Source organism: Pseudomonas sp. GW821-FHT02H09, from assembly GCF_059421425.1.
Map to the genome: position 1 here is coordinate 51,573 of NZ_JBWKVA010000012.1, position 12,497 is coordinate 64,069.

A 12,497-nucleotide genomic window follows, 5' to 3' on the forward strand; every position below is an offset into this window, starting at 1 on the left:
GAGCAACACATTCAAGTAGTCGAATACTGATTGGAACTAACGTCAGTGGATTTTCGGCAGATACACTTCCCGACAGCGATCACGCAGACGACATCCGGTCGAGCCGCATACTGTTGCGCCTCGAAACAACGACCAGACATCGACCGCCCTTCGCTTGGGTTTAATTTCCGCGCAGTGATGACGAGCACGCCATGGCCGGGCTAATTCCCCAGAGCTTTATTGACGACCTTCTGAACCGCACCGACATCGTCGACGTGGTCAGCTCGCGCTTGCAAATGAAAAAGGCTGGCAAGAATTACACCGCCTGCTGCCCGTTCCACAAAGAAAAAACCCCCTCCTTCAGCGTCAGCCCCGACAAGCAGTTCTACTACTGCTTCGGCTGCGGCGCTGGTGGCAACGCCCTCGGCTTCATCATGGACCACGATAACCTGGACTTCCCCCAGGCCGTCGAAGAGCTGGCCAAAGCCGCCGGCATGGAAATACCCCGAGAAGAAAGTGGCCGACCACACAAACCCCGGCAACCGACCGACTCACCGCTCTACCCGCTGCTCACCGCTGCTGCCGATTTCTACCGCCAGGCGCTGAAAAGCCATCCCGCGCGCAAAGCCGCCGTCGATTACCTCAAGGGCCGCGGCCTGACCGGTGAAATTGCCCGGGACTTTGGCCTCGGATTCGCCCCGCCCGGCTGGGACAATCTGTTCAAGCATCTGAGCAGCGACACACTGCAACAGAAAGCCATGATCGATGCCGGCCTGCTGATCGAGAATGCTGAAACCGGCAAGCGCTACGACCGCTTCCGTGATCGCGTCATGTTTCCGATCCGCGACAGTCGCGGGCGGATCATCGCTTTCGGCGGTCGGGTACTGGGCGACGACAAACCCAAATACCTGAACTCACCGGAAACTCCGGTATTCCATAAAGGCCAGGAACTCTACGGCCTGTTCGAGGCGCGCAAGAACAATCGCAACCTCGATGAAATCATCGTCGTCGAAGGCTACATGGATGTCATCGCTCTCGCCCAACAAGGCTTGCGCAATGCCGTCGCCACGCTAGGCACCGCCACCAGCGAAGAACACCTGAAACGACTGTTTCGCGTTGTCCCCAGCGTATTGTTCTGTTTTGACGGCGATCAGGCGGGACGCAATGCCGCCTGGCGCGCGCTTGAAGCTGCCTTGCCGAGCCTGCAGGACGGACGGCGTGCGCGCTTTCTGTTCCTGCCTGAAGGTGAAGACCCGGACACTCTGGTCCGCTCCGAAGGCACTGACGCCTTCCGGGCGCGCATCAACCAGCACGCACAGCCTTTGGCCGATTATTTTTTTCAGCAGTTGACCGAAGAATCCGATCCGCGCTCCCTGGAAGGCAAGGCCCATATGGCCACCCTCGCAGCGCCGCTGATCGACAAGGTTCCCGGCGCCAACCTGCGCACGTTAATGCGTCAGCGACTCACTGAAATCACCGGACTCAACAGCGAGGCGGTCAGCCAATTGGTGCACAGCGCACCACAGGAAGCTCCGCCCGCCTACGACCCTGGCATTGACTATGACGCCATGCCTGATTACGCCGATTACCACCAACCTCAAGAGGCATATACACCTCAACAGGAGTGGACGCCGAAAAAATCAGGGACTGGCGGCAAGAAATGGGAAAACAAACCCTGGGACAAAAAGGGCAAGCGTCAGGACGATCGCGACCAGCCTCGCGGCCCACGTACCCCGGCAGCCGTGGAGCCGCCAACGCTGGCAGCACTGCGCACGCTGCTTCATCACCCGCAACTGGCCGAAAAAGTTGAAGACGCCGGGCACTTTGCTGCCGAGGACCACACTAATACACAACTGTTGGTAGCACTGCTCGAAGCCGTACAAAAGAATCCTAAGCTAAACTCATTTCAACTGATTGCGCGTTGGCATGGCACCGAACAGGGGCGCCTGCTCAAAGCGCTGGCAGAAAAGGAATGGCTGATTGAGGGCGATAACCTTGAACAACAGTTTTTCGACACCATTACTAGGCTATCTGCACGTCAACGCGAACGAAACCTGGAACAACTTATCAAAAAAGCGAACCAATCTGGGCTGAGTCCAGAAGAAGCAAACCAGATGCGCGACCTGCTCCGTCAAAAGGTTTCCGCATCAAACCCGACCTCAACTGGCGCGTGAGGTCATAGCTCAGGTATAATCCTCGGCTTGTTTTTTGCCCGCCAAGACCTTCAGTGGATAGGGTGTTATGTCCGGAAAAGCGCAACAGCAGTCTCGTATCAAAGAGTTGATCACCCTGGGTCGTGAGCAGAAGTATCTGACTTACGCAGAGGTCAACGACCACCTGCCGGAGGATATTTCAGATCCGGAACAGGTGGAAGACATCATCCGCATGATTAATGACATGGGGATTCCCGTACACGAGAGTGCTCCGGATGCGGACGCCCTTATGCTGGCCGACGCCGATACCGACGAGGCAGCCGCTGAAGAAGCGGCCGCAGCGTTGGCAGCGGTTGAGACCGACATTGGCCGCACCACTGACCCCGTGCGCATGTATATGCGTGAAATGGGTACAGTTGAGCTCCTCACACGGGAAGGCGAAATCGAAATCGCCAAACGTATCGAAGAGGGCATCCGTGAAGTGATGGGCGCAATCGCGCACTTCCCTGGCACGGTTGACCACATACTCTCCGAGTACACTCGCGTCACCACCGAAGGTGGCCGCCTGTCCGACGTTCTGAGCGGTTATATCGACCCGGACGACGGTATTGCGCCGCCTGCCGCCGAAGTTCCGCCGCCTGTCGATTCGAAAACCGTGAAAGCGGATGACGATTCCGACGACGACGACGCCGAAGCCAGCGCTGATGACGAAGAAGAAGCCGAAAGCGGTCCGGATCCGATCATCGCTGCACAGCGTTTCGGCGCAGTGTCCGATCAGATGGAAGTCACTCGCAAGGCGCTGAAGAAGCACGGTCGCGACAACAAGCTGGCAATCGCCGAAATGTTGCTCCTGGCTGAGCTGTTCATGCCGATCAAACTGGTTCCGAAGCAATTCGAAGGCCTGGTTGAGCGTGTGCGTAGTGCTCTCGATCGTCTGCGTCAGCAAGAGCGCGCGATCATGCAGCTCTGCGTTCGTGATGCACGCATGCCGCGTGCCGACTTCCTGCGCCAGTTCCCGGGCAACGAAGTTGACGAAAGCTGGACCGACGCACTGGCCAAAGGCAAAAGCAAATACGCTGAAGCCATTGGTCGCTTTCAAGCCGATATCGTTCGTTGCCAGCAGAAGCTGACTGCGCTCGAGGTAGAAACCGGTTTGAAGATTGCCGAGATCAAGGACATCAACCGTCGCATGTCGATCGGTGAGGCCAAGGCCCGCCGCGCGAAGAAAGAGATGGTTGAAGCGAACTTGCGTCTGGTGATCTCCATCGCCAAGAAGTACACCAACCGTGGCCTGCAATTCCTCGATCTGATCCAGGAAGGCAACATCGGCTTGATGAAAGCGGTGGACAAGTTCGAATACCGTCGCGGCTACAAGTTCTCGACTTATGCCACCTGGTGGATCCGTCAGGCGATCACTCGCTCGATCGCCGACCAGGCCCGCACCATCCGTATTCCGGTGCACATGATCGAGACGATCAACAAACTCAACCGTATTTCCCGGCAGATGCTGCAGGAAATGGGTCGCGAGCCGACTCCGGAAGAGCTGGGCGAACGCATGGAAATGCCTGAGGACAAAATCCGCAAGGTATTGAAGATCGCTAAAGAGCCGATCTCCATGGAAACCCCGATCGGTGATGACGAAGACTCCCACCTGGGTGACTTTATCGAAGACTCGACCATGCAGTCGCCAATCGATGTCGCCACTGTTGAGAGCCTTAAAGAAGCGACTCGCGAAGTACTGTCCGGCCTCACTGCCCGTGAAGCCAAGGTTCTGCGCATGCGCTTCGGCATCGACATGAATACCGACCACACCCTTGAGGAAGTCGGTAAACAGTTCGACGTTACCCGCGAGCGGATTCGTCAGATTGAAGCCAAGGCGTTGCGCAAGCTGCGCCACCCGACGAGAAGCGAGCATTTGCGCTCCTTCCTCGACGAGTGATCAAAAAACCCCCAGCCCTGCTGGGGGTTTTGCTTTCAACAGATTAAATCCCCCGCACTTCACTCCCGCCAAAATGCCCGTCTACACTCGAAACAATCCCCCCGAGCCATAACGAGACCGTTATGCCCAGAATGCTGGCCGTGCTTTTGCTGTCACTGCTTGCCTGGACCTCAACGGCCGGCGCGTTGACGCTCACCGACGAAGAACGTAGCTGGCTTACGACCCACCCGGAACTGCGTCTGGGTGTCGATGCGTCCTGGCCACCTTTCGAGTATCGCGATGAAGAGGGCCGCTACCAGGGGCTGGCGGCGGACTACATCAAGCTGATCAAGGAACGCCTGGGCATCAAAGTCATCCCCATTGAGCCAGTCAGCTGGACCGAGGTGCTGGAACAGGCCAAACAAGGCAAGCTGGACCTCTTGCCAGGGATCATGTCGACGCCTGAGCGCCAGCGCTACCTGTCCTTCACCCGCCCCTATCTGGACTTTCCGATCGTGATTCTTGCTCACGAACGTGGGGCACAACCACAAAAAATCGAAGATCTGTACGGCCTGAAAATTGCCGTGGTGGAGAACTACGCCCCTCATGAACTATTGCGCGCACACCATCCAGACCTGAATCTGGTCGCTTTGCCAAATGTCAGTTCAGCGTTGGAGGCGCTCGCTACCGATCAGGTGGATGCGGTCGTGGGCGATCTCGCCTCCAGTATCTGGAGTCTGCGGCAGCTCAAACTCGATGGGCTCTACGTCAGCGGCGAAACGCCTTATCGCTATCAATTGGCGATGGCCGTACCACAAGGCAATAAGATTCTGATCGGCATCCTCGATAAAGTAATGGCGGATATGAGCCCTGCAGAAATCAACGCCATTCAGGAACATTGGGTGGGGAACGTCCTCGACCACCGCACTTTCTGGTCCGACCTTTTGCTCTACGGCCTGCCCGGCGTCCTTCTGCTGTTCACCGTGTTGGCGGTAGTGATCCGCATCAATCACCGACTCAGCTCGGAGATCTCCCGCCGGGTTGCGCTGGAACAAGAGCTGCGCAGCAGTGAATACCATTACCGCGGCCTGGTAGAGAGCCTTTCAGCGATTGCCTGGGAAGCCCGTATCAGCGACTTCACTTATAGCTATGTATCACCCCATGCCGAAGACTTGCTCGGCTATCCCCTGTATCAATGGCTGATTCCAGGCTTTTGGCGCAACATCATTCATCCCGCCGACCTGACTCGAGCCCAAGCCTTTTGCGACCATGAGGTATTGCTTGGCCGCGATCACAGCCTCGACTACCGCGTCATCACCGCCGACGGCCGCTGCCTGTGGGTTCGCGATATCGTCAGCCTGATTGAACATGGCCATGAACCGGTTCTGCGCGGCTTGATGATCGATATCAGTGAAACCAAGAGAACCGAAGAGGCCTTGCGTCTGTCCGAGCAGAAGTTCGCGTCGGTATTTCAGCAATGTCCGGACATTCTGGTGATCGCACGGCTGTCCGACGGCTGTTTGCTGGAGGTCAATGAAGCCTTTGAGGAGCAGATAGGCCTGAGTGCCGAGGAAGTCATCGGCCAATCCGCCACCGACCTGAATATCTGGGGGATAGAGGGCGTCGGCCCCGTTCTCTTGCAGCGTTTGCAGGGCGGTAGTCTTCGCAATCTGGAGATGCCATTCAGACGTAACAATGGGCAGGTGTTCACCGGTTTGATCTCCGCCGAACCGTTCGAACTCGACACTACCCCCGCACTGGTGGTGGTGGTGCGCGACATCAGTCAACTCAAAGAAACCCAGCAACAACTGCAAACCTCCGAAGAGAAATTCGCCAAAGCCTTCCATGCATCGCCCGACGGCCTGCTGCTGAGCCGCCAGCGCGATGGCCGGTTGATTGAAGTCAATGAGGGTTTCAGTCGCATTACCGGCTTCAATAGTGCGACGTCCCTGGACCGTTCCACACTGGAACTGGGTATCTGGGTGAACCTGAACGAACGCAAACAGTTACTGGAGATGCTGCAACGAGACGGCTTTGTACGCGACTTCAGCTGCCACATCCGCCGAAACGACGGGCAGATCCGTTTATGCGAGCTTTCCAGTCGCCCACTGCCTATTGCCGGCGAGGACTGCATGCTGACGATTGCCCGAGACATCACCGATCGCCACCTGATGCAGGAAAAACTGCAACAAGCCGCCACGGTGTTCGAGAGCACCGCCGAAGGGGTTTTGATCACCGATACGCAACAACACATCAGCGCGGTCAACCGGGCCTTCACGCAAATCACCGGCTACAGCGAAACCGAAGCCCTGGGCCATACCCCCAGGCTACTTGCCTCAGGCTTGCACGACAGCGCCTTCTACGCGGCCATGTGGCATCAACTGACCGCCGAAGGTCATTGGCAGGGGGAGATTTCCAACCGACGCAAAAATGGTGAGCTGTATCCAAGCTGGCTGACCATCAGCGCCGTGCGCAACCGGGACAGACTCATCACCCATTTCGTTGCGGTGTTCGCGGACATATCCAGTTTGAAGCACGCCCAGGCGCGTCTCGACTACCAGGCCCACCATGACCCGCTGACCGGTCTACCCAACCGCACCTTGTTCGAAAGTCGCTTGCTGACGGCGCTGAACGGCCAGCAAGAGCACGGCGGCCAGGGCGCCGTGCTGTTCCTCGACCTGGACCGTTTCAAGCATATCAATGACAGCCTTGGTCACCCGGTCGGCGACCTGCTGCTCAAAGGCATTGCCGTGCGCTTGAAAGAGCAATTGCGCGACATTGACACCGTGGCCCGACTAGGGGGCGATGAATTCATCATCCTGCTTCCCGGCCTGCAGCAAGCCAGTGACGCTGAACACATCGCCACCAAGCTGCTCAATTGCTTTGCTGCGCCCTTCCAGGCCGGCGAGCACGAGTTTTTCATCAGTGCCAGCATTGGTACCAGCCTCTACCCCAAGGACGGCTGTGACGTCGCCACACTGGTCAAGAATGCCGACGCAGCCATGTACCGATCCAAAGCCAAGGGCCGCAACCGGGTTGAAAGCTACACTCGTGACCTCACCGCCCAGGCCAGTGAACGCATAGCGCTGGAACATGAACTGCGCCGCGCCATCGAGCGCAATGAGCTATGTCTCTATTACCAGCCAAAAATCAGCCTGAAGGACCGGTGTGTAGTGGGTGCCGAAGCCTTGATTCGCTGGCGTCACCCAAACTTCGGCGACGTACCGCCCGAGCACTTCATCCCTTTGGCCGAAGAAAACGGCATGATCCTGCAAATTGGCGATTGGGTACTGGAGCAGGCCTGTCAGCAGATGTTCGCGTGGAATAGGGACTACGACGGCTTCGGCCCGCTATCGGTCAACCTGGCCGGCGCTCAACTGCGTCAACCGAACCTGCTCAGCCGGATCGAACAGCTGCTTAAAGATAACCGCCTTAAACCCGGTTTCCTGCAACTGGAAATCACCGAAAGCTTCATCATGAGCCAGGCCGAAGAAGCGCTTGAAGTCCTGCATCAACTCAAACGACTGGGCGTACAACTGGCTATCGACGACTTTGGAACTGGCTACTCCTCCCTGAGCTACCTCAAGCGCCTGCCGCTGGACTTCCTGAAAATTGACCAATCCTTCGTCCGCGGCCTGCCTGACGACCCCCATGATGCGGCCATCGTCCGCGCCATCATCGCGTTGGGTCGCAGCATGCAATTCACCATCATCGCCGAGGGTGTCGAGTCTCTGGCGCAGCAGGAATTCCTCGCCGCCGAGGGCTGCGAACAGATCCAGGGCTACATCGTCAGCGTTCCCCTCCCTGCCGACGAATTCGCCACAAGCTTTCTTCATATAAACGTTTCGGATTTTTCGGATAGCACAGCCGAGAAACCATCGCTATAATCCGCGGCCTACCAAGGGCCTATAGCTCAGTTGGTTAGAGCAGGGGACTCATAATCCCTTGGTCGCAGGTTCGAGTCCTGCTGGGCCCACCAAACAAAAAAGCCGCGCACTGCGCGGCTTTTGCGTTTCTGCGATTCAGCGTTTACTCAGGCAACGCATAAGCAATCACATCATGCCGACCGGGACTTGCCGCAGTCCAATTGCTGCAAGAAATCTCATGGACGGTTCCGAGATCAGCCGCAGGCACGCTCTTCACTAAAAACATAAAATTCCAGCCAGTATTGATCTGGAATATTTATTTCAATAGTGTGAGACCCATAACTCCTGAGCGCAGCTTTTCTGCACCACCCGACAATAAAAAGGATCAAACGACATGATGCGTTTTCTCGGATGTGTATGCGCACTGCTGCTGTCCGTTTCTGCCCAGGCCGAGTTACGCATCGGAGTCACCGTGGGTCAGTACGACAATTACATTTCCTATCTGGTGCAGGCCATGCAGGACCGCGCCAAACAGGTGCCGGGCGGTGCCAGGTTGCAAATTGAAGATTCCGGCAGCGATGTGGTGCGCCAGCTGAGTCAGGTCGAGAGCTTTATCAGCCAGAAAGTCGACGCGATCATCGTCAACCCCGCCGATACCTCGGCGACCAGGAAGATCAGCGAGAAAGTCATCGCTGCCGGCATCCCGCTGGTATACATGAATAGCCGCCCTGAAGTGGAAACCTTGCCGGCCGGCGTAGTTTTCGTCGGCACCGACGAGCACGCCATCGGTCGCATGCAAATGCAATACCTCGCCGAGAAGATGGGCGGCAAAGGCAACCTCGCGGTAATTCTCGGGCGCCTCGCCCACAGCGATACCGGCAAGCGCACCAGCGGGGTCAAGGAGGTATTGGCCAAGTACCCGCAGATCAACATCGTCGAAGAACAATCCGGCGATTGGCAGCGCGAGAAAGGCATGGACCTGATGAACGAATGGCTGACCAAAGGCCAGACCATCAATGCCGTGGCCGCCAACAATGACGAGATGGGCATCGGCGCGGCCATGGCCCTGCGTCAGGCCGGGCGCGATGACATTCTGGTGGGTGGCATCGACGGTACGCCTGATGGTTTGCAGGCGCTGAAAAAAGGCCAACTCGCTGTCAGTGTGTTCCGCGACCCGGTGGCGATTGGCGCAGGCTCCCTCGACGCGGCCGTGAAGCTGATCAACCACGAAGCCCTGCAAGGTGATGTGTGGATCGCTACGCAACTGGTCACACCACAAAACTACGCACAATTGCAGCGCAAGTAAGCGATTCGCTCCTGTGAGCATCGGTGCGTGCGAGTCTGTAACATGCTCGTCTACTGATGCATGCTGCCGGAGAAGACCTTGCCTGACACCCGCCCTCCCGTTCTCGACGAGATCGACCGCCAATTGATCGCGGCGCTGCAGATCAACGCCCGTGAAAGCGTCGCCATGCTCGCCCGGCAGCTGGGCATCGCCCGCACCACCGTAACCTCACGGCTGGCGCGGTTGGAAAAGGCTCGGGTGATTACCGGCTACGGCGTACGTCTCGGTCAGCGGGTGGTCGATGGCGGGTTGCAGGCGTACGTCGGGATCACCGTGCAACCGCGCTCCGGCAAGGAAGTGCTGCGACGGCTCAGCGCCATGGCACAGGTCCAGCAACTGTGTGCGGTCAGCGGTGAGTTCGATTACGTGGCGTGGCTGCGCACCGATTCGCCGGAACAGCTCGACCAGTTGCTCGACCAGATCGGCAGCGTCGATGGCGTAGAGAAAACCACGACCTCGATCATCCTCAGCAGCAAGATTGATCGTGGGCAGCCGGTTTAAGGGTTTAACCGAGCCTTTGGGGACGGCGATTATCCCCTGCGCACATTGAGCCAAACATTCATTTAGCTCAACATTCTCGTCATATTGCTCAATAAGCATCCAGATTGACGACACATTGCGTCTTATTAACGTGCTCCAGGCTCCCTAGAATGGCTGTCATCTTTTCCTATACTCAGCGCTCAACGCCGAGTCGACAGCAAGGTCAGCCATGAACAAGAAAAATCGCCATCCTGCAGACGGTAAAAAACCGGTCACTATTTTCGGCCCGGACTTCCCCTTCGCTTTCGATGACTGGATCGAGCACCCGGCAGGCCTGGGTAGCATTCCGGTGCAAAACCACGGCGCCGAAGTGGCGATCGTCGGTGCCGGGATCGCCGGGTTGGTAGCGGCTTACGAGCTGATGAAGCTGGGCCTGAAACCCGTGGTGTATGAAGCCTCGAAAATGGGTGGCCGTTTGCGCTCTCAGGCCTTTGAAGGAGCTGAAGGAGTCATCGCCGAACTGGGCGGCATGCGCTTCCCGGTGTCGTCCACCGCGTTTTACCACTATGTCGACAAACTCGGCCTGGAAACCAAACCCTTCCCCAACCCACTGACGCCCGCCTCGGGCAGCACAGTGATCGACCTCGAAGGCCAGACCCACTACGCACAAAAACTCGCCGACCTGCCGGCGCTGTTCCAGGAAGTCGCCGACGCCTGGGCTGATGCACTGGAGGAAGGTTCGCGCTTCGGCGAGATCCAGCAAGCGATCCGCGACCGCGATGTGCCACGTCTCAAAGAGTTGTGGAACACGTTGGTCCCACTGTGGGATGACCGCACGTTCTACGACTTCGTCGCCACCTCCAAAGCCTTCGCCAGGTTGTCGTTCCATCACCGCGAAGTGTTCGGCCAGGTGGGCTTCGGCACCGGTGGCTGGGATTCGGACTTCCCCAACTCGATGCTGGAAATCTTCCGCGTGGTCATGACCAACTGCGATGACCACCAGCACCTGGTGGTCGGTGGTGTCGAGCAAGTGCCGCTGGGCATCTGGCGCCATGCACCCGAGCGTTGTGCTCATTGGCCGGAAGGCACCAGCCTGAGCTCGCTGCACAGCGGCGCACCGCGTACCGGGGTGAAACGCATTGCCCGCGCCGCCGATGGCAGCTTCAGCGTCACCGATAACTGGGGCGACACCCGCGAATACGCTGCGGTGCTGACCACCTGCCAGAGCTGGTTGCTGACCACCCAGATCGAGTGCGAAGAGTCGCTGTTCTCACAGAAAATGTGGATGGCACTGGACCGCACGCGCTACATGCAGTCGTCGAAAACCTTCGTGATGGTCGACCGGCCATTCTGGAAGGACAAGGACCCGCAAACCGGTCGCGACCTGATGAGCATGACCCTCACCGATCGCCTGACCCGTGGCACCTACCTGTTCGACAACGGCGACGATAAGCCGGGGGTTATTTGCCTGTCGTACTCGTGGATGAGCGACGCACTGAAAATGCTTCCGCAACCGATCGAAAAACGCGTGAAGCTGGCGCTTGACGCGTTGAAGAAGATCTACCCCAAAGTCGACATCGCGGCGCGCATCATCGGCGATCCGATCACTGTGTCCTGGGAAGCCGATCCGCATTTCCTCGGCGCCTTCAAGGGTGCACTGCCGGGTCACTATCGCTACAACCAGCGTATGTACGCGCACTTCATGCAGCAAGACATGCCCGCTGAGCAGCGCGGGATCTTTATCGCGGGCGACGATGTTTCATGGACGCCGGCGTGGGTTGAAGGCGCGGTACAGACGTCGTTGAATGCGGTGTGGGGCATCATGAAACACTTCGGTGGCGAAACTCATGCGCAAAACCCGGGCCCGGGCGACGTGTTCCATGAAATCGGCCCGATCGCACTGGCCGAGTAACGGGAGTCCGATATGCGCGTAGCTCTCTACCAATGCCCGCCGCTACCGCTGGATGTCGCGGGTAATCTGCAACGTCTGCAAAAACTGGCGATGAAAGCCAAGGACGCTGATTTGCTGGTGCTGCCGGAGATGTTCCTGACCGGCTACAACATCGGTGTCGAGGCGGTCGGCGCTCTGGCCGAGGCGCGAGACGGGGCCTCGGCGCAACACATTGCGGGCATCGCCAAGGCTTCGGGTATCGCCATTCTCTATGGCTACCCGGAGCGGGCCGATGACGGTCAGATCTACAACGCCGTGCAAGTGATCGATGCCAAGGGCCAAAGCCTGTGCAACTACCGCAAGACGCACTTGTTCGGCGAACTTGATCACTCGATGTTCAGTGCCGGCCCCGATGAGTTTCCACTGGTGGAATTGAACGGCTGGAAACTCGGCTTTTTGATCTGCTATGACCTGGAGTTCCCGGAAAACGCCCGCCGTCTGGCCTTGGCCGGTGCCGAGCTGATTCTGGTGCCGACTGCGAATATGGTGCCGTATGACTTTATTGCCGACGTCACCGTCCGCGCTCGCGCCTTCGAAAACCAGTGTTATGTGGCCTACGCCAATTACTGCGGCGATGAAGGTGACATCCACTACTGCGGCCAAAGCAGCATTGCCGCGCCAGATGGCACTCGCATCGCCCAGGCCGGTCTCGATGAAATGCTGATCTCCGGAACGCTGGATCGTCAGTTGATGCTCGACTCCCGCGCTGCCAATCGCTATTTCCTTGACCGCCGCCCCGAGCTTTATGGCGACCTGAACAAGCGCTGATCGGACATTATCCGCTAGCATGAGTGCTTCTCTGTTC

At 58.0% G+C, this 12,497-nt stretch carries 7 protein-coding genes and 1 tRNA gene; all 8 read left to right on the top strand.

Features of this window, described 5'->3' with window-relative positions; all coding sequences use genetic code 11:
* The first annotated feature begins 191 nt into the window (after positions 1-191).
* Entirely contained in the window at positions 192-2,153 is a 1,962-nt protein-coding gene (dnaG, locus tag AC07VR_RS17420) for a DNA primase (protein ID WP_495011962.1), read from the top strand.
* Positions 2,154-2,220: 67 nt separating this feature from the next.
* Positions 2,221-4,071, top strand: a complete 1,851-nt coding sequence (rpoD, locus tag AC07VR_RS17425) for an RNA polymerase sigma factor RpoD (RefSeq protein WP_494990571.1) — start codon at positions 2,221-2,223, stop codon at positions 4,069-4,071.
* A 122-nt stretch (positions 4,072-4,193) separates the two neighbouring features.
* Complete coding sequence (locus AC07VR_RS17430; RefSeq protein WP_495011963.1) at positions 4,194-7,937, top strand: EAL domain-containing protein; 3,744 nt, start codon at positions 4,194-4,196, stop codon at positions 7,935-7,937.
* Positions 7,938-7,952: 15 nt separating this feature from the next.
* Positions 7,953-8,029 (top strand) — tRNA-Ile (locus AC07VR_RS17435).
* A 281-nt stretch (positions 8,030-8,310) separates the two neighbouring features.
* Positions 8,311-9,222, top strand: a complete 912-nt coding sequence (locus AC07VR_RS17440; protein ID WP_495011964.1) for a sugar ABC transporter substrate-binding protein — start codon at positions 8,311-8,313, stop codon at positions 9,220-9,222.
* A 78-nt stretch (positions 9,223-9,300) separates the two neighbouring features.
* Positions 9,301-9,762, top strand: a complete 462-nt coding sequence (locus AC07VR_RS17445) for an Lrp/AsnC family transcriptional regulator (RefSeq protein WP_008067391.1) — start codon at positions 9,301-9,303, stop codon at positions 9,760-9,762.
* Between the two features lie 208 nt (positions 9,763-9,970).
* The gene (locus AC07VR_RS17450) at positions 9,971-11,653 is read left to right on the top strand and encodes a flavin monoamine oxidase family protein (protein ID WP_495011965.1); all 1,683 of its coding nucleotides are present in this window, start codon (positions 9,971-9,973) and stop codon (positions 11,651-11,653) included.
* 12 nt (positions 11,654-11,665) lie between these two features.
* Positions 11,666-12,460: a carbon-nitrogen hydrolase family protein gene (locus AC07VR_RS17455; RefSeq protein WP_495011966.1), complete on the top strand. Its 795-nt coding sequence runs from the start codon at positions 11,666-11,668 to the stop codon at positions 12,458-12,460.
* The last annotated feature ends 37 nt before the right edge of the window (positions 12,461-12,497 follow it).